Source organism: Streptomyces abyssomicinicus (assembly GCF_008974245.1).
Lineage (GTDB): Bacteria > Actinomycetota > Actinomycetes > Streptomycetales > Streptomycetaceae > Streptomyces > Streptomyces abyssomicinicus.
This window is the reverse complement of sequence record NZ_BBZI01000013.1, coordinates 43,667-68,902: the sequence shown is the minus strand read 5'-3', so window position 1 is coordinate 68,902 and position 25,236 is coordinate 43,667. Positions and strand designations below refer to the sequence as shown.

Annotated in this window: 18 protein-coding genes and 1 tRNA gene; 6 read left to right on the top strand and 13 right to left on the bottom strand. The window is 73.4% G+C overall.

Annotated features, from left to right (window positions below; translation table 11 throughout):
* Positions 1-27 precede the first annotated feature (27 nt).
* Entirely contained in the window at positions 28-1,893 is a 1,866-nt protein-coding gene (locus GBN72_RS29495; protein ID WP_151775018.1) for a putative bifunctional diguanylate cyclase/phosphodiesterase, read from the top strand.
* Between the two features lie 767 nt (positions 1,894-2,660).
* Here GBN72_RS29495 and GBN72_RS29490 read toward each other — a convergent pair.
* Genes GBN72_RS29490 through GBN72_RS29480 form a run of 3 tightly spaced genes read right to left on the bottom strand, consistent with a single transcriptional unit; the run spans position 2,661 to position 6,777 of the window.
* On the bottom strand, positions 2,661-4,016 hold the full coding sequence (locus GBN72_RS29490; protein WP_151775186.1) for an AAA domain-containing protein: 1,356 nt from the start codon (positions 4,014-4,016) through the stop codon (positions 2,661-2,663).
* Positions 4,016-5,644, bottom strand: a complete 1,629-nt coding sequence (locus tag GBN72_RS29485) for a hypothetical protein (protein WP_151775017.1) — start codon at positions 5,642-5,644, stop codon at positions 4,016-4,018. The genes GBN72_RS29490 and GBN72_RS29485 overlap by 1 nt, the downstream gene beginning before the upstream one ends.
* Positions 5,635-6,777 (bottom strand): hypothetical protein, encoded by a 1,143-nt coding sequence (locus tag GBN72_RS29480; protein ID WP_151775185.1) that lies wholly within the window; start codon positions 6,775-6,777, stop codon positions 5,635-5,637. Before GBN72_RS29480 ends, GBN72_RS29485 begins: the two co-directional genes overlap by 10 nt.
* A 297-nt stretch (positions 6,778-7,074) precedes the next feature.
* On the opposite strand from GBN72_RS29480, the gene GBN72_RS29475 reads away from it, so the two are divergent.
* Both GBN72_RS29475 and GBN72_RS29470 read left to right on the top strand, forming a co-directional pair.
* Complete coding sequence (locus GBN72_RS29475) at positions 7,075-7,404, top strand: hypothetical protein (RefSeq protein WP_151775016.1); 330 nt, start codon at positions 7,075-7,077, stop codon at positions 7,402-7,404.
* 568 nt (positions 7,405-7,972) lie between these two features.
* A complete protein-coding gene (locus GBN72_RS29470) occupies positions 7,973-8,830 on the top strand; it encodes a spermidine synthase (protein ID WP_151775015.1) in 858 nt (285 codons plus the stop codon).
* Between the two features lie 229 nt (positions 8,831-9,059).
* On the opposite strand, the gene GBN72_RS29465 is transcribed toward GBN72_RS29470, so the two are convergent.
* The 4 genes from GBN72_RS29465 to GBN72_RS29450 form a co-directional block, all read right to left on the bottom strand.
* Entirely contained in the window at positions 9,060-10,589 is a 1,530-nt protein-coding gene (locus GBN72_RS29465) for a GH1 family beta-glucosidase (RefSeq protein WP_151775014.1), read from the bottom strand.
* Between the two features lie 113 nt (positions 10,590-10,702).
* On the bottom strand, positions 10,703-11,623 hold the full coding sequence (locus GBN72_RS29460) for a carbohydrate ABC transporter permease (protein WP_151775013.1): 921 nt from the start codon (positions 11,621-11,623) through the stop codon (positions 10,703-10,705).
* A gap of 12 nt (positions 11,624-11,635) precedes the next feature.
* Positions 11,636-12,646: a carbohydrate ABC transporter permease gene (locus GBN72_RS29455; protein WP_151775012.1), complete on the bottom strand. Its 1,011-nt coding sequence runs from the start codon at positions 12,644-12,646 to the stop codon at positions 11,636-11,638.
* A 5-nt stretch (positions 12,647-12,651) separates the two neighbouring features.
* Complete coding sequence (locus GBN72_RS29450; protein ID WP_151775011.1) at positions 12,652-13,968, bottom strand: ABC transporter substrate-binding protein; 1,317 nt, start codon at positions 13,966-13,968, stop codon at positions 12,652-12,654.
* Positions 13,969-14,392: 424 nt separating this feature from the next.
* Here GBN72_RS29450 and GBN72_RS29445 point away from each other — a divergent pair, with 424 nt between their 5' ends.
* Complete coding sequence (locus tag GBN72_RS29445; RefSeq protein ID WP_151775010.1) at positions 14,393-15,451, top strand: LacI family DNA-binding transcriptional regulator; 1,059 nt, start codon at positions 14,393-14,395, stop codon at positions 15,449-15,451.
* Positions 15,452-15,618: 167 nt separating this feature from the next.
* Here the strand turns inward: GBN72_RS29445 and GBN72_RS29440 are convergent.
* From GBN72_RS29440 to GBN72_RS29430, 3 genes are all read right to left on the bottom strand, one after another.
* Positions 15,619-15,691, bottom strand: a tRNA-His gene (locus GBN72_RS29440).
* A gap of 124 nt (positions 15,692-15,815) precedes the next feature.
* Positions 15,816-16,418: an oligoribonuclease gene (gene orn, locus GBN72_RS29435; protein WP_151775009.1), complete on the bottom strand. Its 603-nt coding sequence runs from the start codon at positions 16,416-16,418 to the stop codon at positions 15,816-15,818.
* Positions 16,419-16,618: 200 nt separating this feature from the next.
* A complete protein-coding gene (locus tag GBN72_RS29430) occupies positions 16,619-17,878 on the bottom strand; it encodes a GlxA family transcriptional regulator (RefSeq protein WP_151775008.1) in 1,260 nt (419 codons plus the stop codon).
* 1,106 nt (positions 17,879-18,984) lie between these two features.
* Here GBN72_RS29430 and GBN72_RS29425 point away from each other — a divergent pair.
* Positions 18,985-19,515, top strand: a complete 531-nt coding sequence (locus tag GBN72_RS29425; RefSeq protein ID WP_151775007.1) for a universal stress protein — start codon at positions 18,985-18,987, stop codon at positions 19,513-19,515.
* Positions 19,516-19,827: 312 nt separating this feature from the next.
* Here the strand turns inward: GBN72_RS29425 and glmS are convergent, their stop codons facing one another.
* Together glmS and GBN72_RS29415 are read right to left on the bottom strand one after the other, a co-directional pair.
* Positions 19,828-21,642, bottom strand: a complete 1,815-nt coding sequence (glmS, locus tag GBN72_RS29420) for a glutamine--fructose-6-phosphate transaminase (isomerizing) (protein ID WP_151775006.1) — start codon at positions 21,640-21,642, stop codon at positions 19,828-19,830.
* A gap of 14 nt (positions 21,643-21,656) precedes the next feature.
* Entirely contained in the window at positions 21,657-21,914 is a 258-nt protein-coding gene (locus GBN72_RS29415) for a hypothetical protein (RefSeq protein ID WP_151775005.1), read from the bottom strand.
* Positions 21,915-22,124: 210 nt separating this feature from the next.
* On the opposite strand from GBN72_RS29415, the gene GBN72_RS29410 reads away from it, so the two are divergent.
* Positions 22,125-23,879 carry a beta-N-acetylhexosaminidase gene (locus GBN72_RS29410; protein ID WP_170315373.1) on the top strand — a complete coding sequence of 585 codons (1,755 nt, stop codon included), beginning with the start codon at positions 22,125-22,127 and terminating at the stop codon, positions 23,877-23,879.
* A 128-nt stretch (positions 23,880-24,007) separates the two neighbouring features.
* Here the strand turns inward: GBN72_RS29410 and GBN72_RS29405 are convergent, their stop codons facing one another.
* Positions 24,008-25,054: an ABC transporter substrate-binding protein gene (locus GBN72_RS29405; protein WP_151775004.1), complete on the bottom strand. Its 1,047-nt coding sequence runs from the start codon at positions 25,052-25,054 to the stop codon at positions 24,008-24,010.
* Positions 25,055-25,236 lie beyond the last annotated feature (182 nt).

The window sequence follows — 25,236 nt, the reverse complement described above, 5'->3', positions numbered from 1 at the left end:
AGATCGAGTGCACTGCGGGAGCAAGCGGTGAGCGGAACGTCCGAAGGTCCGGCTCCGGCTCCGGATCGCCAGGGCCAGGCCGTCACGGAGCGTGGCGCCGGGCCCTCGCCCGCGGCCGACGGGGAGGCGCTGCCGGCGCTCGCCCCCGCCTACCGGTCCGCCTTCACGGCCGCGCCGCTGGCCATGGCGGTGGTCGCCCCCGACGGCCTGGTGATCGGCGCCAACGCCACGCTGGCCAGGCTGCTCGGCGCGGCCCGACCGGACGCGCTGGCCGGGAAGGTCGCCGCCGACCTGGTCGACCTGGCCGCCGACCCGCGCAGCTGGCAGGCGTACCGCGAGGTGCTGCGGGGCCGGCAGGCGGTGCTGCGCTGCACCCGCCGCCTCAAGCACCCCGACGGCCACTCCCTGTGGGCGCAGGTCACGGTGACGCCGCTGACCGGGGGCGACCAGGGCGTCCTGCTCTCGGTCGCCGACATCTCCGCCCGCCGTGAGCTCCAGGCCCGGCTGCGCCACCTCCAGATGCACGACCCGGTCACCCGGCTGCCCAACCGCAGCCTGTTCTTCGAGCGGCTGACCACCGCGCTGGAGACCGCCCTCACCTCGGACACCGGAACCGGCCGGGTCGGGCTCTGCTACCTGGACCTCGACGGGTTCAAGGCGATCAACGACACCCTCGGCCACCGGGTCGGCGACCGGCTGCTGGCCGCCGTGGCGGAACGTCTCACCCGCTGCGCCGACGAGGCCGGCTTCAACAGGACGGGCGCGCCGCTGGTCGCCCGGCTCGGCGGCGACGAGTTCGCGCTGCTGGTGGAGGACTCCACCGGCACCGAACAGGTCGCCGACCTCGCCGAGTCCGTCCTCACGGCGCTCCAGGCGCCCTTCGACCTCTCCGGGCAGCGGCTCTCCGTCTCCGCCTCCATCGGCGTCGTCGAACGCCACGCGGAGGGCACCAACGCGACCGGGCTGATGCAGGCCGCGGACACCACGCTGTACTGGGCGAAGGCCGACGGGAAGTCCCGCTGGACCCTCTTCGACCCGGAGCGCAACGCGCACCGGATGACCCGGCAGGCGCTGGTCTCCACGCTGCGGCCGGGGATCGAGCGGGAGGAGTTCGTCCTCCAGTACCAGCCGCTGGTCGGCATGTCCGACGGGCAGGTACGGGGGGTCGAGGCACTGGTCCGGTGGGACCACCCCCAGTTCGGGATGCTGTCCCCGAACCGGTTCGTGGGCCTGGCCGAGGAGGACGGCTCCATCGTGCCGCTGGGGCGGTGGATCCTGCGGACCGCCTGCCGACAGGCACGGCGGTGGCAGCTGGACCGGCCCGGGGAGCCGCCGCTGTTCGTCAGCGTGAACGTCGCGGTGCGGCAGGTCTGGGACTCCGACCTGGTGGCGGACGTGGCGCGGATCCTCGCCGAGACCGGACTCGAACCGGGGCTGCTGCAACTGGAGCTCACCGAGTCGGCGCTGATGGGGTCGGCGGGGCGGCCGATCAAGGCCCTGCAGGCGCTCAGCGACATGGGGGTGCGGATCGCCATCGACGACTTCGGCACCGGGTACTCCAACCTGGCGTACCTCAGCCGGCTGCCGGTGTCCGTGCTGAAGCTCGACGGCTCGTTCGTGCGGGGGTTCCAGTACGAGGACGCCCTCGGGGGCCCCGGCGGCGACGGGGACCGGGCCGCGCCGAACGCGGCGGACGAGGTGATCGTCGAGGCGATGGTGCAGCTCGCGCACCGGCTGGGGCTCAGCGTCACCGCGGAGGGGGTCGAGACGGCGGCGCAGGCGGCGCGGTTGCGGCGGATCGGCTGCGACACGGGCCAGGGCTGGCTCTACAGCCGCCCCGTCCCCCCGGACCGCATCACCACCCTCCTCACCGACAACGCGGCCCTCCTGTAACCCCCTCGGCACCCCGGTCCCTACCACGGCGGCCGGACCCCTCCCGCCCTCCCATGCGGTCACCCCACCGTGCGGTGCGGAGCTCCTGCCTTGCCGTTTGCGGGCAATCGTGCCGCTAAGGGCGATGGGGGTGCCCCCTGCTTGAGCGAAGTCGAGAGCTTGGGGGAGGGTGGGCGCAGGCCTCACGTACGCACGTGACGGCTCGCTCCGCGCACCTTGGCCCTCTGGGAAGGGGGCGGGTCGGGGGATGAACAGTGCTGTCCGCCTGGGGCCGGGCTTGGGCGCGCCGCAGTGAGGTCACGTGCGTAAGGTGCCGCCCGCTTGGGCGTGGTGGAGCGGACCGCTTGCCGCGAGGGCGCCGCCCTGCGCCCGCCCGTGCCGCCCCCTGGGCGGCCCAGCCGCCCGCAGAACGGCGGGGTGTGGCGCGGTGACCGCGGGACGATGGGGTGCGGCCCGGCCCTGCGCCCGCCGTCCCCCAAGCTTTCGGCTTCGCTCGAGCAGGGGAGGACCCCCATCGCCCCCCTGGGCGGCCCAGCCGCCCAGGGAACGGTCGAGCAAGCGCCCGCAGAAACGGCAGGCACGCCCCCGCGGGGCGGCAGGCACGCCCCCGCGGGGCGGCGGGGCGGCGCCTGCGGGGGCGTGCGCCCGGCGGGGCGGCGCCTGCGGGGGCGTGCGCCCGAGGAGACGGCAGGGGGGCGGGGCAGGTCCTGTGGGGGTGCGGGGGGCGCTCGGTCGGTGTGCCCTTCCGGGGCGGGACGGGGGTGTGGTCAGGGGCGGTGGGGGACGCGGTGTTCGGAGAGGTGGGAGAGGACGGCGTGGTTGGCCTCCCAGCCGTCGGGGAACTTGACGGTGACCCCGAGCCGCACCGGCTCGGTGGAGGGGTGATCGTCGAGCAGATCGGCGACGCCCGCGCGGCAGACCACGATGCACGCGTGCCGGTGCCGCGACGCCAACACACACAGCCGCCCCGTCTCCAGGTGGAACGCCGTCGCGTCCGGCCGCCCGGACAGCGGATGCAGCACCACCGTCACGTCGTACTCCCGCCCCTGGAGCCGGTTCGCGGTGTCGACGACCACGTCCCGCACCCCCAGCTCGGCCAGCGCCGCCCGCACCGCGGCCGCCTGGTCCCGGTGCGCCGTGCCGACCGCCACCCGGTCGGCGGTCAACGGCACCGGATCGGGTGACCGCTCCGACACCGCAGCCCCGCCCCGGTCCAGCAGCCGCCGCACCACCGCCGCCACCGCCCGCACCGCCTCCGGGTCGGTTCGCGGCGTCAGCCGGGGCGGCAGCTCCAGCAGGCCCCACCCGGAGACCGCCGCCTCGTCGATCACCCGGTCCGGCCCGGACCCGTCCGACGGCACGCCGAACGACAGCCGCCGGTCGTCGGACCCGGTGCCCGCGCGGAACGGCGTGTACGGGTAGAACGCGTCGGAGACCAGCGGCGCCGCCGAGGCGGGGAGCCGCCAGGACACCGGCAGCCGGTGCTGCGGCAGCCCCGGGTTGTGCGCCAGCAGCGTGGTGACCGCCGAGGCGGACGGGTCGTACGACAGCCCCGCCCACTGCTCGGCGCCCACCACCGAGAACGGGTCCAGCTGACCGGGGTCGCCGACGAACAGCGCCCGGTCGAACAGCCCGGCCACCGTCAGCAGCGCGTCCGACCGCATCTGGTACGCCTCGTCGACGATCGCCTGCTCCCAGTGCGCGTCGGACGGCTTCACGTGCCCCCACTTTGCGGCCGTGGAGATCACCACCGGCAGCCCGGCCAGCGCCGGCGCCTTGTCGGAGAGCAGGACGTTGTCCAGTCCCTCCAGCGCCCTGTCGAAGGCGTCCGCGTCACTGCTGTGCAGCCGGCCCACCGGCAGGTCGGGCCGCTTCTCGTGGAGCCGCAGCACCAGGTCGTCCACCTGCGCGTTGGTCTGCGCGACGACCATCAGCGGACGTCCGGCGTCGGCCAGCTCCAGCGCGGCCCGCACCACCAGCGTGGACTTGCCCGCGCCGGGCGGGGAGTCAACCACCACGCCGCGGTGCGCGCCCGACATCGTGTCGCGCAGGATCCGCTCGGTGACCCGGGCGGCCGCCGCGCCGGGGTCGAAGGCGGCGTCGGCGGCCCCGACGGACGTGATCACAGCAGGTCCTCCTCGGTGACGGGATCGGCGGCGGGCAGCGGCGACGGGTCGGTGGGCGGCCCGCCGTGCGTCCACGGGGTGTTCTCCGGGTCGGGCAGCTTGGGGCCGCCACGCGGTTCGTGCTCGAAGAGCGTGAAGCAGACCCGGTCGCCCTTCTCCGGCACCGAGCCGAGCGCCGGTTCCCTGCCGCGGCCCATCCTGTCGACGATCCGCAGGACCACCAGCAGCGGGCCGCCGCCGGGATCCTCCCCGCCGTCCTCCTCCTCGGCGCCCACGAACTGCGCCGTCTGCGGCTTGCCGTCGAGGGAGCGGTGGACCTTCGCCTTCTCCCCGAGATGGGGCCGGTCCTCGGTGCGCACCGTGATCAGCGGGCGGGGGCTGGGGCGCTTGCTCTCCGTGTACGTCATGGTCACGTCGACGACCTCGCCGACGAAGGCCTCCCCGCCGAGCCGCCGCGCCGCCAGCACCAGCGGATCGTCCAGCGCCTCCTGGGCGTCCAGCTTCGCCTGCTCCTTCTCCCGGCGGGCGAGCTTCTGGGCGGCCGTTACCGCGTCGTCGATCCGCGGCTGCGGCGGCTCGCCGGAGGCCACCCGGTCCCGGTGGGCGGTGAACGACCAGCGGTCGCCCTTCCAGCGGTCCGGCACGTGCGCCGCCTCCGGCAGCTCACGCAGCAGGTCCAGGCCGCGCCACACGCTCTCCCAGGTCGGCAGCGTCCGGGAGCGGACCAGCTCGCCGATCTCCCGCTCGGCGGCCGACAGGTTCGCCAGCAGCGCGTCGGCGGCCACGCCGTCCTCCGCCGCCGCCAGCGCGGAACGCGCCCGGTCGTAGCGCTCGATCGCGGGGGCCAGCAGCCGGTTGTCGAAGGCCGGGTCGGTGGCCGGACCGGCCGGCGGGCAGAGCAGCTGCCCCTCGGCGTCCCGCCCCAGCTCGGCCCGCAGCGCCGCCTCGGCGCCGGTCGGGCCGTCCGCCCCGGGCGGGTCGATCCACGCCAGCAGGGCGCCCAGGTGCTGGTCCTCCAGGCTGGACTGCCCGGTCGCCCAGTGCCGGGAGAGCAGGTCCGTCATGGCCAGCAGCAGCGACGCCCCCGGCACCCGGGACCGCTCACCGAAATGGGTGAACCAGCGGCCCAGCAGCGGCACCCGCGGCGGCGCCGGATACGCCGTCTCCGGGTCCTGCTCGGCGGTCCGGCGGAACCGCGTCGACCGGCCCAGCAGCCGCACGAGGTCCACGCCCGCCCGGCTCGGCACGATCAGCTGCGGGGCGTCGGCGCACAGCTCCCGCTCCACCGTGACCTGCCGGCCCGTCTCCGGGTCGGCCTCCTTGCCCTCCACCAGCTCCACGTCGTCCGCGAACGACTCGAGGTACGGCAGCACGATGTCGGCCAGCTCGGCCAGGAAGACCGACCGCAGGTCCCGGTCACGCGGCTGCGGTACCACCAGCAGGCGCGGCGCGTCCCGGTCGCGACCCACCAGCGCGCCCAGCGGGGCGCCCGCCTCACCGGCCGTGGTCAGCGGCACGAGGACCAGCGGACGCTCCGACAGGTGCCTGTGCCGGACCGTGGCGGCGGGCTGGGCGCGGCCCGCGCGGATCGCCTCCAGCCGGGCCAGCGTCGTGATCAGCGACATGCCAGCGCCTCCTCCCGCAGCCGGGCGGCCCGCCGCAGCGCGGCCACCGCCGGGTCGGCGGCGTCGCCCGCCTCGCCGTGGGCCGCCGCCAGCACCGCGTCCACGCCCGACAGCTCGCCGAGCTCGGCCCGCGCCGACCGGCCCAGCACCGTCACCGCGCCGTCCTCACGCGCCCGGGACCGGCAGTGGAAGGCCAGCTCGCAGGTGGCCAGGCACTCCGGGGTGTACACCGCGCGCACCGACTCGACCGTCTCGGCCAGCCGCTCGGCCGGCAGCTCCGGGGAGAAGCAGGCGCCCGGGGCGAGGTCCGCCGCGATCTCCTCCACCCGGGTCAGCCGGCCCAGCTGCCGCGACGTCACCGCGCGCTGCTTGCGGACGTCGACCGCGGAGGCGGTCGGCAGGTTGGAGAAGTCCTTCGGACAGACCAGCAGGATCCGGTGCCGCACCTGCGGCGACGGCTCGAGGCGCGCCGCCACGTCCTCCAGCGCCAGCACGTACACCGCCGCCTGGCGGGCCGCCGCGCCCACCTTCGCGGCGTCGGCGGACCCGTCGAGCATCGGGAACGACTTGATCTCCACGACCGTCCAGGTGCCGTCCGGGTGGACCACCACCGCGTCCGGCTCCAGGAAGGCGGGGGTGCCGGCCACCTCGAGGGCGAGCATGGGGTGGTCCAGGAGCGTCCACGCGCCGTCCTCGGCGGCCGCGGCGGCGGCCTCGCGCAGCGCGAGCGCGGTGCGGCCGGTGCGGCCCTGCGGGCCGGTCGCCGCCAGATCCGGGACGCGGGCGCCGCCGGGCGGCGGCTCCGGGGCGGACGGGTCCAGCCGCTCACGCACCAGCCGGAGCAGCTCCGCGCCGCCGTCGCCCTTCACCCGGGCCTCGAAGGCGTGCCCACGGGTGAACGCGAACTGGGACTGGCCGAACGGCGCGGGGGCGCCCAGCGCGCTCGCCAGCGCGGTCTTGTCCACGCCGGCGCCGTCCAGCAGCGCGCGGCGCTCGCACCCCGGGTTGGCGGCCAGCGCCGCCAGGGCGCGGGCGTCCAGCGGCTTGGCGGACACGCCCGGGCCGCGCAGCTCGGCCAGCCGCTGCCGCAGCGCGGGGGCGCCCTCGGGGCCGTCGCCGTGGACCGCGCCCAGGGTCCCGGCCGGGCCGGCCGACTGGTTCGGCTCGGGGCCCGGACCGCCCCGACCGGGGCGCGGGCCGCTCAGGTATTCGCTCACCCGTGGAAGTCTGGCATCTGCCACCGACAACGCGGGGGGCGCGTGGGACGCGGGACGCCTTCCGGGGCGGGCGGCCGGATTGCGAGGGGTGGCGAAGGGGAGCGGATTGGCGGGATCGGGCGTCGCTCCGTGTCCCCCGGGGGTTCACTGACGTTGAATCCCCACATGGGTGACTGCCGGTTCTTGAGCGATTGAGGTCCCTGGAGGCCGCGAATGCAGAACAGCCGACTGACGGTGCGGGGTGACGTGGTGACCGTGCCCACGCGGCAGGGGCTCGAGGCGGTGGACATCCTGCGCCGCCACCACTTCGAAGCGGTGGGACCGGTGCTGCACGACGACCGGGGGGAGACCCTGGGGTTCGTAGTGCCGACCGGCACGGCGGAGGCGTGGAACGTTCCCGGCAGCCGGTGCGTCCACCGGGTCGAGGGCACGGACTGGCTGCTTCCGCCGGCGCGGGAGGGGCTCGCCACCGATCCCGCGGTGCTGCGCCGTGCCCTGAGGGAAGCCGCCCGGCTCATCGCCGCGGCGGACAGCTGCGAATAGCCTCCGGCTCCTCCCCGGCCGCCCCTCCCCGGCCCCGGCCTCCGGCCCCTGCGCGCGCCACCACCCCTGCCGGCGCTGCCCCGGCCCCGCCGGCCGACGAGCGCCGCCCGCACCGAACTCCCCTCCGCGCCGCCGCCGCGTGGTGGCGGGCCGGCCCCGGCCCTGTTGCGAGGACCGTCGGCCGACGTGTGCCGATGGCGCCGGGTTTCCCTCCGCGCCGCCGCCGTCCTGTGGTCCGGTTCTGGCCCCGTTGCGGGGCTGCCGGTCGACGAGAGTTGCTTGTGCTGGGCTTCCCTTCGGGACGTGGCCGTTCGCCGTCCGGTGGGCGGAACCCGACCCCGCTGCGGGGCCGCCGCAAGCGTTGCCGCCTCCGGCCGGCGGCACGGCCCCGGCCCTGCTGCCGGGGGTTGGCGGCCGACGGGTGCCGCCCGCGTCCGGCTTCCCCCGGTTGCTCCGCCGCCCCGCCCCGCCCGGTGGGCGGAACCCGGCCCCGCCGCCGGGAACGCCGGGTCCGTTCGCGGTCGCCCGGGTGGAAGCCGCATGGGCCGGAGCGGGTGAGAATGGGCGTATGGGCAGGAAGGCGCGGGGCGGTGCGGCGGCGGGGGTCAGCGAAGAGGTCGACGGGGGGACGGCGGAACTCGTGCCGGACCGTGAGCGGCCCCGCGGGTGGACGCTCACCATCGACGGCGCGCCGCAGTCGCACGTGGACCTGGACGACCCGACGCACCTCGCCTTCGGCTACCAGCGCCGGATCGGCCACGTCATCGACCTCGCCGCCCCGCCGGGACGGCAGATCACCGCGCTCCACCTCGGCGGCGGCGCGTTCACCCTGGCCAGGTACGTCGCCGCGACCCGGCCCCGCTCCACCCAGCAGGTCGTGGAACACGACGGACGCCTCGTCCAGCTGGTGCGCCGCGAACTCCCCCTGGACCCCGCCGCCCGGGTCCGCGTGCGGACCGCCGACGCCCGGGAGGGTCTGGCCAAGGCCCCGGACGCCCGGGCCGACCTGGTCGTCGCGGACGTCTTCAGCGGCACCCGCACCCCCGCCCACCTCACCTCCGTCGAGTTCCTGGACGAGGTGCGCCGCGCCCTGGCGCCCGGCGGGTGCTACGTCGCCAACATCGCCGACGGCGCCCCGCTCGCGTTCCTCCGCGGGCAGATCGCCACCGCCGCCGCCCGGTTCCCCGAGCTCGCGCTGATCGCGGAGCCCGCCGTGCTCCGCGGCAAGCGGTTCGGCAACGCGGTGCTGGTCGCCTCCGACGCCCCGCTGCCGGTGGCCGGCCTCACCCGCCGCGCGGCGGGTGACCCGCACACCGCCCGGGTGGAGCACGGCCGGGCCCTGCTGGACTTCACCGGCGGCGCGTCCCCCGTCACCGACGCCACCGCCGTCGCCTCCCCGACGCCGCCGGCCTCGGTGTTCCGGTAGGGCACGAGGGGAAGCGGGGCGCGGGGACGCGCAGGCGCCGGGAAACGCGAGAACCCGCCTCCGGCGGCCTCAAGCGCCACCGGAGGCGGGTTCCCACCCGCGCGGCCCTCGCCTCCGCCGGTGGCGGGGAGGGCCCGGAGGAGATCCGGACCGCACGTCCGTGAGGGCGGCCCGTCCCCTCGCGCGGGCCGCCCTGTCCGGTCAGGCGTGATCGCCACGCCGGACCGTGTCAGCCGGCGTCGGCCACCGGCTCCGCGGCGGCCCCGGCCGCCGGCTCGCTCACCGGGTCGACCGCCGGCGCGACCACGACGTCCACCGACGGCGCGGCCGCCGGCTCGACCACCGGCTCGGGCAGCGTGCCGCTGCGGGCCGCCTTCGCGTACCACAGGGCGCTCGCCTTGGGCGTGCGCTTCTGCGTGTCGTAGTCGACGTGGACCATGCCGAACCGCTTCGAGTAGCCGTAGGCCCACTCGAAGTTGTCCAGCAGCGACCACAGGTAGTAGCCGCGCACGTCCGCGCCGTCGGCCATCGCCCGGCGCACCGCGGACAGGTGGCCGTGCAGGTAGGCGACCCGCTCCGGGTCCCGCACCTGGCCGTCCTCGTCGACCTGGTCGTCGTAGGCGGCGCCGTTCTCGGTGATGTAGAGCGGCAGGCCCGGCGCCTCGCGGTGGTAGCGCAGGAGGAGGTCGTACAGGCCGGTCTCGTCGACGGACCAGCCCATGGCCGTCTGCTCGCCCGGAGCCTGGTGGAAGACGACGTCCTCGGCGCCCGCCCACGGCGAGAAGTCGCCCGTGCCGTGCGCGTCCGAGGCGGGGCCGTCCTCCGGCGCCGTGCCGGCGTGGCCGACCAGGGCCGGCGTGTAGTAGTTGAGGCCCAGCGCGTCCAGCGGCTGGTGGATCAGCTTGAGGTCGCCGTCCTCGACGAAGGACCAGTCGGTCACCGAGGCGGTGGCCGGGAACAGCGTCTCCGGGTAGGCGCCGTGCAGCATCGGACCGTGGAAGATGCCGTTGGCCAGGTCGTCGATGCGCTGCGCGGCCTGGAGGTTGAGCGGGTCGTCGGAGACGGTGCGCACCACGTGGGAGTTGAGCGCCACGGCGACCGAGTTGCGGGCCGGCATCACCGAGCGGAGCGCCGAGGTGCCCAGGCCGTGGGCCAGGTTGAGGGTGTGGGCGGCGCGCAGGGCGAGCTCGCCGTCGGTGCGGCCCGGTGCGTGGACACCCGAGCTGTAGCCGAGGAAGGCGCTGCACCAGGGCTCGTTGAGGGTGATCCACCGCTCGACCCGGTCGCCCAGGGCCTCGCCGACGATGGCCGCGTACTCGGCGAACCGGTGGGCCGTCTCACGGGCGGGCCAGCCGCCGGCGTCCTCCAGCTCCTGGGGGAGGTCCCAGTGGTAGAGGGTGACGGCGGGCGCGATGCCCTTGTCCAGCAGCTCGTCGACGAGACGGCGGTAGAAGTCCAGGCCCTTCTGGACGGCCGGGCCGCGGCCGGTGGGCTGGACACGGGGCCAGGCCACGGAGAAGCGGTAGGTGTTGAGACCGAGGTCCGCCATGAGCGCGACGTCGTCGCGGTAGCGGTGGTAGTGCTCCACCGCCACGTCGCCGTGCTCGCCGTTGTGCGTTTTGCCGGGGGTATGGCTGAACGTGTCCCAGATGGAGGGAGTGCGGCCGTCCTCACGGACCGCGCCCTCGATCTGGTAGGAGGACGTGGCCGATCCCCAGAGGAAGTTGGGGGGGAAGGAGACCGAAGCGGAATCGGGCATGGAAGCGCTCCCATGAGAGGTCACGGCCGAGGCCGTGAGCGGAGGGGGGAAGGGTTCGGGCACCACCCGGGCGGGGCCGGCCGCTGTGCGGGAGGGCCGGCCCCACTGCCGGATCAGCCCTTGACGGCGCCCTGCATGATGCCGCCCACGATCTGCTTGCCGAAGATCGTGAAGACGAGCAGCAGCGGCAGCGTGCCGAGCAGCGCGCCGGCCATGATGAGGGCCTGGTCGGGCGTGTAACCGCGGCCGAGTCCGGCCACCGCCACCTGCACCGTCGGGCTGCCGTGCTGGGTGAGGACCAGGAACGGCCAGAGGAAGTCGTTCCAGGTCTCCACGAACTTGAGCATGGCCAGCACCGCCATGGCGGGCCGCGCCACCGGGAACACGATGTGCCACATGATGCGCCAGGTGCTCGCGCCGTCCACCCGGCCGGCCTCGATCAGCTCGTCGGGCAGTGCCTGGGTCAGGTACTGGCGCATGAAGAACACGCCGAACGCGTTGACCAGGGAAGGCAGCAGGACCGCCTGGAGCTGGTCGGACCAGTCGAGCTTGGCCACCATCATGTAGAGCGGGATCACGCTGAGCTGCGGCGGCACCATCATCGTGCCGATCACGACCAGCAGCAGCGCGTTGCGCCCCTTGAAGCGGAGCTTGGCGAAGGCGAAGCCCGCCATCGCGGACAGGAAGCACGTCACTATCGCCGAGGTGCCCGCCACGAAGGTGGTGTTGAGGAAGGCCTCGCCCAGGTTGGCGTCCTCCCAGGCCACCGCGAGCTTGTCGCCGAGGTTGGCGCCGAACCACAGCGGCGGCGGCGTCTCGGCGAGACGGGCGTTGTCACGCGAGGCGGCGACCGCCGTCCAGAACAGCGGGAAGAGCGATCCCAGCGTGAACAGGCCGAGGATCACATAGGTCAGCGGCCCGGCGTGGAACTGGCCGCCGGCCCGGGCGGAACGCGGTCCGCGGGCCTTGCGTGCCTTGCCGTCCGGTGCCTTTTCGGGCGCCGGCTGCTGCGGCGGGGTCAGGGTCGTCGTCACGGCCGGGTCTCCTTAACTACTGGCGCGCAGCCGGCGCGAGATGACGGAGTTCGCGAGCCCGATGATGATCAGGAGGGCGAACATCGACCAGGCGATCGCCGAGGCGCGGCCCAGGTGCTGGTTGATCCAGCCCTGCTCGTACAGGTAGAGCCCGAGGGTCTGGAACTGGTGGGTGCCGCCGCCAGAGGCGCCCTTGCTGGCGTCGAAGAGGAGCGGCTCGCCGAAGATCTGAGTGGCGCCGATGGTGGAGACCACCACGGTGAACAGGATCGTCGGCCGCAGCGAGGGCAGCGTCACGTGGAAGAACTGCCGCCACCGGGACGCGCCGTCGAGGGCCGCCGACTCGTAGAGGTCATGGGGGATCGCCTGCATCGCGGCCAGGTAGATCAGCGCGTTGTAGCCGGTCCAGCGCCAGATGACGATGGTCGAGACGGCGAGCTTGGAGGACCAGCTGCCGTTCTGCCAGTCGATCGCGTCCAGGCCGACGTAGCCGAGCGCCCAGTTGATCATGCCGTAGTCGCGGCCGAAGAGCAGCACGAAGACCAGCGCCGCGGCGGCCACCGAGGTGGCGTACGGGGCGAGCATGGTGACGCGCCAGAAGGTGGAACCGCGCAGCTTGTAGTTGAGCAGGTGGGCGATGCCCATCGCCATGGCGAGCTGCGGGACCGTCGAGATGATGCCGATGATCAGGGTGTTGCGGGCGGCGTTCCAGAAGAACTCGTCGTCGAAGATCCGGATGTAGTTCTTGAGGCCGGCCCACTCCATGTCGGTGGGCGCGGTCAGCTCCACCGTGTGGAGCGACGCCCAGCCGGTGTAGATCAGGGGGAACAGCCCGAAGGCGATGAACAGGGCGAAGAACGGCGCGACGAACGCGTAGGGGCTCCAGCGCAGGTCCCGCTGCCAGCGGCGGGACAGCTTGGCCCGACGTCGCTCGTCGTCGGTGGCGGGGCCGGCCGGCGGTGAACCGGCCGGGGCCGCGCCCCCCTTGACGGGGGACGCGGCGACGGAGTGCCGGGAAGACATACCGGTCACTTCTCCAGGTTGTTGTCGATGGTCTTGACGGCGTTGTTCCAGGCGTCCTCGGCGGACTTGCCCTGGGTGACCAGGATGACGCCGTTGTCGGTCAGGCCCTGCTGGATGATCTGGTCCTTCGGGCCGATGACCTGGACCGGGGAGGACTTGGCGGCGTCGCCGAAGATCTGGCCGATCGGCGCGTCACCCGTCATGTCGTTCTTGGCGTTGAGGACCTCTTCGCCCTCGTAGGTGGACGGCGCGCTCGGGAAGGAACCCTGCACCGCGAAGAGCTTCGCCTGCTGCGCGGGGGCGGTCAGCCAGGCGGCCAGCTTGGCGGCCTCGTCGGCGTTCTTGCTCGCCTTCGGGACGGCCAGGAAGGAACCGCCCCAGTTGCCGGACTTCGGCGCCTTGGCGACGTCCCACTTGCCGGCGGCCTCCGGCTTCGACTTGCCCTTGATGTAGCCGAGCATCCACGGCGGGCAGGACATCGCGGCGAACTTGCCGTTGGCGATGGTGGTGTCCCAGGCGGGCTGGAACTGGACCTGCTTGCCGATCAGCCCCTCCTTGGAGGCGGCGGAGGTGAGGTCGAAGGCGTCCTTCACCGCGGGGTTGGTCTTGTAGATGACCTCGCCCTCGGCGTTGTAGAACTTCTCGGTCTCACTGGAGAGGATCGCGTTCAGCAGACCGCCGGGGGAGTCCATGAAGGTGACCCCCTTCGGGGCGCCCTTCTTGAAGTCGCGGCCGACCTCGACGAACTTGTTCCAGTCGCCCTCCCACAGCTTCGCGAGCTCCTCGCGGTCGGTGGGCAGGCCCGCCTCCTCGAAGAGGTCCTTGCGGTAGCAGATCGCCATCGGGCCGACGTCGGTGCCGAGACCGACGGTCTTGCCGTCCTTGGTGGTGCCCTGCTCCCACTTCGACGCGAGGAAGTCGGCCTTCTTGCCGACCTTGGAGAGGTCGACCAGCTTGTCGCCCTGGGTGGAGGTGATCTCGGCGATGTTGCCGACTTCGACGCCCTGGATGTCCTGGAGACCGCTGCCGGTGGTCAGGTGGTTGACGAGCGCCGGGTAGTAGTTCTCGTTGCGCTCGATCACCGTTTCCTTGATGTTGATCTTCGGGTTCAGCTTCATGTACTCGTCGTACAGCCCGGCCTCCTTGAAGCCGAACGTGCCGAACAGACCAACGGTGATGGTGGTCTTGCCCTTGGCGTCGCCCGAGCCGGCGGACTCCTCGTCCTTGCCGTCGTCGGCGCAGCCGGCCAGCAGTCCGGCGCCGAGCGCCGCGACCGTTGCGAGAACCACTGCCCTACGGCGGGCGGTTCGAATGGCGCGCATGGTCGTCCCTCCTGATTACCCTGACGTGCCGACCCCCCGGCCAAAGGCCACTGGATGACCTTTGATTTCCTTGCTGCGGCTCGGGTGGGGAACGCGTGGGTTGGGTTTGGGTCAGGTAGCGTGAGAGCGCGTGGGAGCGCTCCCAGCAGTGATGTGTTGAAGAGTCCCGGGTCGCGGCGGGGGTGTCAAGGGCAGTGACGCCGTGATCTCCGCGGGGTTATCAGGGTGTTACCGAATGGGGAGAACCCGGTCAACGGCAGGCGGTATGCGGATACTTGGAAGCTCCGCGCGTAGACCCAGCTCTCGCAAGGCATCGTCATCACATCGGGACCGACCGGCCGCGCACCGCATGGTGGCGGTCGGCCCGGGGGAGGGCGAGCACGACTGTTAGATTCCAGGATCCGGTACGAATTGGAGGCGGCGGATGGCGGTCCACGGACGAGGCCGAGGTGGCGGGCGACCAACCCTCGAGGAGGTCGCGGCCCGGGCGGGCGTCGGCCGCGGCACGGTCTCCCGCGTGATCAACGGCTCGCCGAGCGTCAGTGACGCCACCCGCGCCGCCGTCGAGGCGGCCGTGGCCGAACTCGGTTACGTGCCGAACACGGCGGCCCGCGCGCTGGCCGCCAACCGTACCGACGCGATCGCGCTGGTGGTGCCGGAGTCGGAGACGAGGTTCTTCGCCGAGCCCTACTTCTCCGAGATGCTGCGCGGCGTCGGCGCCGCGCTGGCCGACACCGAGATGCAGCTGCTCCTGATATTCGCGGGCAACGACCGCGAGCGGCAGCGCCTCGCCCAGTACCTGGCCGCGCACCGCGTGGACGGCGTGCTGCTGGTCTCGGTGCACGCCGACGACCCGCTGCCCGACATGGTCGCCGAGCTGGGCATCCCCGCCGTGATCAGCGGTCCCAGGTCCGCGGACGAGCCGCTGGCCTCCGTGGACTCCGACAACCACGGCGGCGGCCGCTCGGCCACCGCCCACCTGATCGCCCAGGGGCGCCGCCGGATCGCCCACATCACCGGCCGCCTCGACGTCTGGGGCGCCCTGCGCCGCACCGAGGGGTACCGGAGCGCCCTCGTCGAGGCGGGCATCGAGGAGGACGAGGGGCTGGTCGAGCCCGGCGACTTCAGCGAGGAGGGCGGCCGCCGCGCCATGGCCGCCCTGCTGGAGCGGCGGCCCGACCTGGACGCCGTCTTCGCCGCTTCCGACGTCACCGCGGCCGGGGCCCGGCAGGTGCTGCGCGAGGCCGGGCGGAGCATCCCGGACGACGTGGCCCTGGTCGGCTACGACGACTCGGCGATCGCCCGCCACATGGACCCGCCGCTGACCAGCGTGCGGCAGCCGATCACCGAGATGGGCCGGGTGATGACCGACCTGCTGCTGGAGGAGACGGCCACCCGCGAGCCGCGCCGGCGGACCCCCGCCGGGGTGCGCCGCCCGCAGACCGTGCTGCCCACGCAGCTCGTGCGGCGCCAGTCCTCCTGAGACGCCGTCCTCGGGACGGCCGCCGCCGGGGTTCCCTGCCGGCCGGGCGGCCGTCCCGGGAGGCCGGAGGCACTGTTCCCGGCGACCGCTCAGGGGGCCGGGATCCCGGACACGAGGAAGGCCCCCGGGCGGTGTTTCCACCGGCCCGGGGGCCTCTCTCACTTCAGGGTGAGTGACGGGACTTGAACCCGCGACATCCTGGACCACAACCAGGTGCTCTGCCAGCTGAGCTACACCCACCATGACCGGCGGTTCGGTACCTTGCGGTTTCTTTCCGACCGGCCGAGAAAAAGTGTACAGGGTCTGAAGGGGTGCTCGCGCCGCCCTTTTCCCGGCGCCCCCGGAAGGGGCGCCGGGCGGGGCGTCAGCCGCCGGACACCACGTGCTTGGCGGCGATGGTGCGGGCGGTGGCGGAGTCCGGTCCCGGCTGGGGGACGAAGACGGCCTCGCGGTAGTAGCGCAGCTCGGCGATCGACTCGCGGATGTCGGCCAGCGCCCGGTGGTTGCCGGCCTTCTCCGGGGCGTTGAAGTACGCCTGCGGGTACCAGCGCCGCGCCAGCTCCTTCACCGAGGAGACGTCGACGATCCGGTAGTGCATGAAGGCTTCCAGCGTCGGCATGTCCCGCAGCAGGAAGCCGCGGTCGGTACCGACGGAGTTCCCGCACAGCGGGGCCTTGCCGGGGTCCTTCACATGTTCACGGATGTAGGAGAGGACCCGCTCCTCGGCGTCGGCCAGGGTGGTCCCGCCGGCCAGCTCGGTCAGCAGACCGGACGCGGTGTGCATCTGACGCACCACCTCCGGCATCGTCTCCAGCGCCGAGTCCGGCGGACGGATGACGATGTCCACCCCCTCGCCGAGTACGTTCAGCTCGGAGTCGGTGACGAGGGCGGCCACCTCGATGAGAGCGTCGTCGGACAGCGAGAGACCGGTCATCTCGCAGTCGATCCACACCATGCGATCGTTCATACGTCCACCCTACGGGGCGGGAAGGTGACCGTACGCGCCGCGTTTGCCCGCCGGTCCGGGCGGAGGACCGCCGGTAACGCCTCGGGGGGCGTGCTCACGCACGCCCCCCGAGGTCGTTCAGGCCTTTACGGCCGGGCGCCGGCCCGGGCCCGCCCGGCGGCCGGCCCGCGCGCCCGGCCGGCGGCGGACCGGGCGCCCGCTCAGCGCCTGCCGGGCAGCGTCGGCCGCGGCACGGCCTCGCCGTTCTCCGAGGGCCGCCGGGACTGGGCGGGAACGGCGGACGCCGCCTGGTCGCCCGACGGCACCGGCACGGAGCCATGCCCGTGCCCCTGCGCCTGCCCCTGCGCCTGCCCCTGCGCCATGGCCGGGGCCGCGCCGTTCTCCGGTACCGCGCTCTTCTCGCCCTGCGGGCGCCGGGCGCGGTACGCCGCCCGGTAGGCCGCCGGGGAGGCGCCGAGCTGCCGCCGGAAGTGACCGCGCAGGGCCACCGGCGAACGGAAGCCGCAGCGCCCGGCGACCTCGTCGACCGAGTAGTCGGAGGTCTCCAGCAGCCGCTGTGCCTGGAGCACCCGCTGGGTGATCAGCCACTGCAGCGGTGCGCTGCCGGTCAGCGAACGGAACCGGCGGTCGAAGGTACGCCGGGACATGTAGGCGCGCGCCGCCAGCTGCTCGACGTCGAACTGCTCGTGCAGGTGCTCCAGTGCCCAGGCGACGACCTCGGCCAGCGGGTCGGCGCCGATCTCCTCGGGTAAAGACCTGTCGAGGTAGCGCTCCTGCGCCGCCCCGCCTCCGGCTCCGCCCGCGTGCCCGGTGCCGCCGCCCCTGCGGGGCGGGACGACCAGACGGCGGGCCAGCGCGTTGGCCGCCTCGTTGCCGTGGTCCGAGCGGACGATGTGCAGGCACAGGTCGATGCCCGCGCCGGTGCCGGCCGACGTCAGCACGTCGCCGTCGTCGACGAAGAGCTCCCGCGGGTCGACGTGGACCGACGGGTAGCGCTTGGCCAGCGTGGGCGCGTACATCCAGTGCGTGGTGGCCGGACGGCCGTCCAGCAGGCCGGCGGCGGCCAGCACGAACGCGCCGGTGCACAGGCCGACGATGCGGGCGCCCTCCTCGTGGGCCCGGCGCAGCACGTCGAGCGCCTGCTCGGGCGGTGGCGAGGTGATCGAGCGCCACGCGGGCACCACGACGGTGCCGGCCCGGCCGATCGCGTCCAGGCCGTGCGGCGCGGAGAGCTCCAGGCCCCCCGTGGTCCGCAGCGGCCCCTCCTCACCGGCGCACACCAGCAGCCGGTAGCGCGGCACGCCGGCGTCCTGCCGGTCGATCCCGAACACCGAGAGCGGGATGGAGCTCTCGAAGATCGGGCCGCCGCTGAAGAGCAGTACCGCGACGATCTCCTTGCGTCGCCGTCCGGACAGCTTTCGGACGGCCGTCTCCTGCACGGCGGTGGAGTCGTGGCTCATCCTGCTAAGCCCCCCTCGGTGGTCGCGGCGCCTCTCACTGGACGGGTCTCTCGCTCCAGCACGTTTCCCCTCGGTCCTGAACGAATCCCCCGCCAGACGACAGTCAAGATCGAATCTACTGTGTCCGACGCCGACGGAAAGCCCAGTTCGGCAAGCCCCGGAATGTCGACATGGCAACTTGGCGTGAAGCATTCGATCACGAAGGGTGGCGGCGCGGGAGGGGGCGGGGAAGCGCGCCGTGCGCGGGTGGCCAATCCCCGTAGGGTGCCCGAGGGCGCCCGTACCCTTTTTGCCCTGGTGGAACGGCGGTTGGGGGGACGTTTCGCCAGGGGTGGGCCGCTGCGCGGAAGTTGGCCGAAACTGTGCGGCTGCTGGAGCGGAAACCGGTCAGTCGCAGGGGGGTGCGGTGGCGGCGGTCGGATGTGCCTCCGTGCGCCCCGCGTGCCCCGTGGTGAGCGGGGTGCCCGTGGTTCCTGGGGCGGGTGGGGCGCCCGGCGGCCTCGGCCGCCGCCCTGGCCGTGGCCCGGAACCGCCGCCTCGTGGAGGCGTTCGCGGCCAGGAACCGTGGGGCCGGGGCGGGTTCGCGTGCGGGTTCGACAGGGTCCGCCGCGGGCCCGGCGGGGGGTGCGGACGTGTGCCCCGGAGGCGGCGGGACACACGGCGGGCCGTACGCCGCGGGCGGCAGGCCACGCGCGTACGGGACGGTCCGCGCCGGCCACGGCGGACCGTCGGTGCGCCCGGGCACGCGGAGTACCCCGGCCGAGGTCCGGGGGCAACCCCGGCCGTCCCCTGTTCGGCCCAGCCGCCCGCCGTCAGGGGGCGGAGAACCGCCTGTACGGGGCAGGCAACGTTGCGCGGGGGGTGGTGCCTCGTGCATGCTCCGGAGGATCCCGGTGGGCCGTGCGGAGCGGGCGCCCGGGAGAAGCCTTGCCACCGGCAACTGCCGGTACCCGTCCGGACCTGCGGAACTCACGCCGGGACCCGCAGAAAATGAGCCCGGGGACGCTTGCCGCCGTACCCTGGAGGGTATGGGGACGGGAAGACGAATCCCGGACACAGCTCCGCCGCTCACGTCACCCGAAGAGGATCACAACGCCGAGACAGCCATGGCCGGTCACGAATACACCGATCCCGCGGACCGCAAGCCGCCGGTCGCCGAACCGACGGCGTCCGATCCCCTGGCGGCGGACGAGGTGCGCCCCCGCCCCTGCGATCCCGCCTTCAAGCACGGGGTGGTCGTCGGGTTCGACGGCTCCACGTCCAGTGAGCGCGCCCTCGCCTACGCCGTCGGCATGGCGGCCCGGTCCCGCTCGGGCCTGATCATCGTCCACGTCGCCAACCGCCTGCCGACCACCGTCTGGGCCGGCTGCGAGCCGCCCGTCTTCGTGGACGTGCCGGACCACCGCACCGAGGTGCTGGGACTCGAACTCGCCTGCTCCGACTTCCTGGCCGAGCTGCCGTGGATCCTGGTGGAGCGCGGCGGGGACATCTGCCACGAACTGGAGGAGGTCGGCCGGGAGTACGAGGCCGACGCCATCGTGGTGGGCTCCACGCACGGGCTGCTCAGCCGTGTCTTTGGCTCGGTCGCGGGCCGGCTGGCCAAGCGGGCGCAGCGGCCCGTGGTCGTCATTCCCTGAGCGCGGGGCGGCGTGATTCCCTGAGCGCGGGGGGTGTGCACCGTGCGCCGGCGAACTCCGTCGACATCAAGCCGAGTTGTGTACGGCGGAGCCCAAGCTACCGGCGCGTACGGCGTGTTCGGCGTCCTCACGAGGGAATGAACCCCGCACGGAAACCGGCTGCCCGCCGCCGTGGGGTGACGGCCACCGCGAACGGCAGCCAGGGCCGAGGGTTTCGGGCGGCTCCGGCCCGGTCAAGGGAACGGTCCCTGTGCATGGTGGCGCACAGGGACCGTTTCGTCGTTCCAGGGGCACCGGCCCCGGGCCCGTCGGCTACTCGACGGTGACCGACTTGGCCAGGTTGCGCGGCTTGTCGATGTCCCGGCCCAGCGCCAGCGCCGTGTGGTAGGCGAGCAGCTGCAGCGGGATGCCCATCAGGATCGGGTCCAGCTCGTCCTCGTTCTTCGGGACGACGACGGTCCGGTCGGCCTTCTCCTGGTCCTGGTGCGCGACCGCGAGGATCTTGCCGCTGCGGGCCTTGATCTCCTCGAGGGCGGCGCGGTTCTTCTCCAGCAGGTCGTCGTCCGGCACGATCGCGACGGTCGGCAGGGCCGGCTCGATCAGCGCCAGCGGGCCGTGCTTCAGCTCGGAGGCCGGGTAGGCCTCGGCGTGGATGTACGAGACCTCCTTCAGCTTCAGGGAGGCCTCACGGGCCACCGGGTAGCCCCGGACGCGGCCGATGAAGAGCATCGAGCGGGCGTCGGCGAACTCCTGCGCCAGCTCCTTGATCTCGTCCTCGGTCTTGAGGATCTCGTTGATCTGCTCCGGCAGGCGGCGCAGACCGGCGATGATCCGCTTGCCGTCGGCGACGGACAGGTCACGGGTGCGGCCCAGGTGCAGGGCGAGCAGCGCGAAGGCGACCGTGGTGTTGGTGAAGCACTTGGTGGAGACCACGCAGACCTCGGGGCCGGCGTGGACGTAGATGCCGCCGTCCGACTCGCGGGCGATGGCGGAGCCCACCACGTTGACCACGCCGAGGACGCGGGCGCCCTTGCGCTTGAGCTCCTGGACCGCGGCCAGCACGTCGTAGGTCTCGCCGGACTGGGAGACGGCGACGTACAGGGTGTCGGGGTCGACCACCGCGTTGCGGTAGCGGAACTCGGAGGCCGGCTCGGCGTCCGCGGGGATGCGGGCCAGCTCCTCGATCATCTGGGCGCCGATCATGCCCGCGTGGTACGAGGTGCCGCAGCCGAGGATCTTCACGCGGCGGATCTGGCGCGCCTCGCGGGCGTCCAGGTTGAGGCCGCCCAGGTGCACGGTGGAGAACCGGTCGTCGATGCGGCCGCGCAGCACGCGGTCCACGGCGTCGGCCTGCTCGTGGATCTCCTTGTGCATATAGGTGTCGTGGCCGCCCATGTCGTAGGAGGCGGCCTCCCACTCGACGGTGGTCGGCTCGGCGGAGGTACTGGTGCCCTCGGTGGTGTAGGTGCGGAAGTCCTCCGCCGTGAGGGTGGCCATCTCGCCGTCGTCGAGGGTGACGATCTGGCGGGTGTGGGTGACCAGCGCGGCGATGTCCGAGGCGACGAACATCTCCTTCTCGCCTATGCCGAGGACGACGGGCGAGCCGTTGCGGGCGACGACGATCCGGTCCGGGAAGTCGGCGTGCAGCACGGCGATGCCGTAGGTGCCCTCGATCAGGCGGACCGCCTGGCGGACCTTGTCCTCCAGGGTGGTGGCCTGGGAACGGGCGATCAGGTGGGTGAGGACCTCGGTGTCGGTCTCGGAGAGGAACTCGACGCCGTCGGCCTCCAGCTTCCGGCGCAGGTCCGAGGCGTTGTCGATGATGCCGTTGTGGACGACGGCGACCTTCTCGTCGGCGGAGAGGTGCGGGTGCGCGTTCTCGTCGGACGGCGCGCCGTGGGTCGCCCAACGGGTGTGGGCGATGCCGGCCGTGCCCTTGAAGCGGGCCGGCACCTTCGCCTCGAGCTCACGGACGCGGCCCTTGGCCTTGACCATCCTCAGCCCGCCCTTGGGGGCCGTGACGGCGATGCCCGCCGAGTCGTAACCGCGGTACTCGAGGCGCGCGAGGCCCTCGAGGAGCAGCGGGGCGATGTCACGCTTGCCGATGTAGCCGACAATTCCGCACATGTGGTTGGGTTCCCTCAGCCATAGACGATGCGGCGGAGCTGCCGGAGCGAGAGCTCGGGCGGCGCCACCGCGCGGTACTGGAGGTCCGCCGCGATCCTCGTGAAGATCTCCGCGTTCACCAGGCCCTGCGCCTGGAGCTCGCGGTGGCGGCGACGGACGTAGTCCTCGGTCGTCTCGTCGAAGTAGGCGAGAACGTCCTGGATCACCCGGACGGCCTCACCCCGGGTCAGCGAGGAGGACCGCGTCAAATGATCGACGAGTTCGTCGTGCATGCCTGATCCTCCGATACGACGAATGGCTTCCGCAACAATCCTGCCCGATATCGGGCAGGATTCTGCTCTTCGGGTGTGCGACGACACAAGACGGCGCACGAGGGGATTGTCGCGCCTCCCGCATGGGGAGGGTGTGGTCCAGACCTTCTTTCCGGTCCAGGGTCCAGCGCATCCGAACGCACAGGAACGAGCCCGAGGAGGGGACCGACCATGGCGGGACAACGGCACACGGCCTTACGGCTGGCGGCGTCGCTGCTGCTCCTGACGGTGGCGGCCGGCGGATCCGCCGGAGCGGCGCCCGTGCCCGGCACCGACGCCGGCGGTGCGGACGTGCCGACCGGGGGGTTCGGCGCGCTGGTCCCGGCGCCGGCGTCGGCGGAACCGGGCGGCTCCCCGTACCGGATCACCCGCGGCACCCGGATCCTCGTCCAGGACACGCCGGAGGTGCGCGGGATCGGCGCGTACCTCGCCGGGCTGCTGCGGCCCTCCACCGGCTACCGCCTCCCGGTCACCGCGCTGGGCCTCGCGGTCACCGGCCCGGGGGGAGCGCTGGGGGACGGCCCGGGGGAGGGCCCGGGCGGGGCCCTGGGGGAGGGGCCGGGCGAGGACCCGGGCGAGGCCCTGGGGGAAGACCTGGGCGAGGACCCGGGCGAGGAGGGCTCCGGCGGTATCCGGCTGCGGCTCGCGGACGGGCCCTGGGGCGAGGAGGGCTACCGGCTCACCAGCGGCCGCTCGGGGGTGACCGTGACCGCCGCGCGGCCCGCCGGGCTGTTCCGCGGCGTGCAGACCCTGCGCCAGCTGCTCCCCGCCTCGGTGGAGTCGCGCGAGGCCCGGCCCGGCCCGTGGGAGGTGCCCGGCGGCGTGGTCGAGGACCACCCGCGGTACGCCTACCGCGGCGCGCACCTGGACGTGGCACGGCACTTCTTCACCGTCGGCCAGGTGAAGCGGTACATCGACCAGCTCGCCCTGTACAAGATCAACACCCTGCACCTGCACCTCACCGACGACCAGGGCTGGCGGCTGGCGATCGACTCCCGGCCGCGGCTGACCGCCGTCGGCGGCGCCACCGAGGTCGGCGGCACGCCCGGCGGGTACTACACGAAGGACCAGTACCGGGAGATCGTCGCCTACGCCGCCTCCCGCTACCTGGAGGTCGTCCCGGAGATCGACGTGCCGGGCCACACCAACGCGGCGCTCGCCTCCTACCCGGAGCTGAACTGCGACGGCGTGGCCCCGCCGCCGTACACCGGGATCAAGGTGGGCTTCTCCTCGCTGTGCGTCGGCGAGGAGGCCACCTACGACTTCGTCGAGGACGTGGTCCGGGAGGTCGCCGCGCTCACCCCCGGCCGGTACCTCCACATCGGCGGCGACGAGGCCCACTCCACGCCGGACGAGGACTACGCCGCCTTCATGGCGAGGGTCCAGCCGGTCGTCGCCCGGTACGGCAAGACGGTGATCGGCTGGCACCAGCTGACCGCGGCCGAACCGGCCCCCGGGGCGCTCGTGCAGTACTGGGGCTACGACGACACCGACGCCGCCGAGCGGGCCCGGGTGGCGGAGGCGGCCCGCGCCGGGGCCGGGATCATCCTCTCCCCGGCCGACCGGGCGTACCTCGACATGAAGTACACCGCCGACACGCCGCTCGGACTGGACTGGGCCGGGCCGGTGGAGGTCCGGCGCGCCTACGACTGGGACCCGGGCACCTACCTGGCCGCGTCCGGGGTGCCGGAGAGCGCGGTGCGGGGCGTGGAGGCGCCGATCTGGACGGAGACGCTCACCACCTCGCGGGAGCTGGAGTTCATGGCGTTCCCGCGGCTGCCGGGCATCGCGGAGCTGGGCTGGTCGCCGGCGTCCACGCACGGCTGGGAGGGCTACCGGGAGCGGCTCGCCGCGCAGGCGCCGCGGTGGGACGCGATGGGGGTGGAGTACTACCGCAGCCCGCAGGTCCCGTGGCCCTCCGGCTGACACGGGGACGCCCCGGGGTCCGGGGGCCCGGCGGAGGGCGGGGTCGCGGACGCCCCCCGGAGGACCGTCTCCGGGGGGCGTCGACGCGGCTGCCGGGCCGCGGTGGGTGCGGACGGGGGGCCGAGGGGTCAGGCCACCTTCTTGGCGTTCTCGATGGCCTCGGCGAGGTTGTTCAGCAGCGGCGTGCACTTGGCGTAGGACAGGATCGGCTCCGGCGAACGGGCGATGACCTGGCCGGCCTTGACGGCGGGCAGCTTCTTCCAGGTCGCCTCGTCGATGTCGGCGGGCTGGATGGCCTGCGCGCGGTCGTCCATGATGATCACGTCGGCCTTGTACTTGTCGACGTTCTCCCAGCTCAGGCTCTCGAACCAGCCGCCGCTCTCCTCGATGGCCTTGGCGTCCGGCTCGACGATGTTCACGCCGAGGGCCTTGTAGTACTCCAGGTCGATCGAGAGGTTGTAGGTGGAGACGTAGAACAGCTCGGCGGAGGCGGAACCGGCCAGGACCTTGATCTCGGGCCGGGCCTTGGCGGCGGCCTTCAGGCGCGCGGCGGCATCCTCGAACTTCTTCTTCGCCTCGACGACCGCGGCGGCCTTCATGTCGGCGCCCAGCGCCTCGGCCAGGGCGGCCGTGCGCTCCAGCGACTGCGTCAGCTGCACGTCGAAGACGGAGATGCCGACGCTCGGGGCGAACTTGGCGATCTGGTCCTTGGACTCCTCCGGGACGTACCAGAGGGTGCCCGCGCCGTCGAACATGGTGGAGACGAGGAGGTCCGGCTTGAGGGCCGCGTACTTCTCGACGTTGAACTCGCCCCAGACGTTGCCGATGACCTCGACCTTGGAGACGTCCATGTCGCCGGCCTGGACGTCGGGCTTGCCGTCCTTGGTCGTGGTCGGGCCGAAGACGCCCTTCACCTGGACGCCGTAGTCGTGGAGCGCGGCGGCCGCACCGGTGAACGCCACGATGTTCTTCGGCGCCTCGTCGAGCTTCACCGTCTCGCCGCGGTCGTCCTTGAAGGACCACGGGCCGGACGCGGCGTCGGCGCCCTTGTCCGAACCGCCCTTGGCCGAAGCGTCGTCGTCGCCGCACGCGGCGAGGACGGCGCCGAGACCGAGAACACCGCCGGCAGTCAGGATGCCGCGGCGGGTGGGGAGGGAAGCACGGACCTGGGACATGGTGACTGCTTTCGAACAGGGCGGACGGCCGCCGGACGATTCGCAGGAAGGTTAGCCTAACCTCAACAGGGCTTGTCCAGGGGGTGACCGGAACTGTTTTCCGCCGTCGCGCCGGAGCGGGGCGGTCCGGGCGGCCCGCGCTAGGGTCGGGCCGGTCCGCAGTGCGGGACGCGAGGGCGCGG

What these genes read in the sequence shown, in the direction of transcription:
- GBN72_RS29485 (WP_151775017.1), bottom strand. Translation starts at nt 5,644, where the DNA reads ATGTCGCTGATCACGACGCTGGCCCGGCTGGAGGCGATCCGCGCGGGC.
- GBN72_RS29475 (WP_151775016.1), top strand. Translation starts at nt 7,075, where the DNA reads ATGCAGAACAGCCGACTGACGGTGCGGGGTGACGTGGTGACCGTGCCC.
- GBN72_RS29470 (WP_151775015.1), top strand. Translation starts at nt 7,973, where the DNA reads ATGGGCAGGAAGGCGCGGGGCGGTGCGGCGGCGGGGGTCAGCGAAGAG.
- GBN72_RS29465 (WP_151775014.1), bottom strand. Translation starts at nt 10,589, where the DNA reads ATGCCCGATTCCGCTTCGGTCTCCTTCCCCCCCAACTTCCTCTGGGGA.
- GBN72_RS29455 (WP_151775012.1), bottom strand. Translation starts at nt 12,646, where the DNA reads ATGTCTTCCCGGCACTCCGTCGCCGCGTCCCCCGTCAAGGGGGGCGCG.
- GBN72_RS29450 (WP_151775011.1), bottom strand. Translation starts at nt 13,968, where the DNA reads ATGCGCGCCATTCGAACCGCCCGCCGTAGGGCAGTGGTTCTCGCAACG.
- GBN72_RS29445 (WP_151775010.1), top strand. Translation starts at nt 14,393, where the DNA reads ATGGCGGTCCACGGACGAGGCCGAGGTGGCGGGCGACCAACCCTCGAG.
- orn (WP_151775009.1), bottom strand. Translation starts at nt 16,418, where the DNA reads ATGAACGATCGCATGGTGTGGATCGACTGCGAGATGACCGGTCTCTCG.
- GBN72_RS29430 (WP_151775008.1), bottom strand. Translation starts at nt 17,878, where the DNA reads ATGAGCCACGACTCCACCGCCGTGCAGGAGACGGCCGTCCGAAAGCTG.
- GBN72_RS29425 (WP_151775007.1), top strand. Translation starts at nt 18,985, where the DNA reads ATGGCCGGTCACGAATACACCGATCCCGCGGACCGCAAGCCGCCGGTC.
- glmS (WP_151775006.1), bottom strand. Translation starts at nt 21,642, where the DNA reads ATGTGCGGAATTGTCGGCTACATCGGCAAGCGTGACATCGCCCCGCTG.
- GBN72_RS29415 (WP_151775005.1), bottom strand. Translation starts at nt 21,914, where the DNA reads ATGCACGACGAACTCGTCGATCATTTGACGCGGTCCTCCTCGCTGACC.
- GBN72_RS29410 (WP_170315373.1), top strand. Translation starts at nt 22,125, where the DNA reads ATGGCGGGACAACGGCACACGGCCTTACGGCTGGCGGCGTCGCTGCTG.
- GBN72_RS29405 (WP_151775004.1), bottom strand. Translation starts at nt 25,054, where the DNA reads ATGTCCCAGGTCCGTGCTTCCCTCCCCACCCGCCGCGGCATCCTGACT.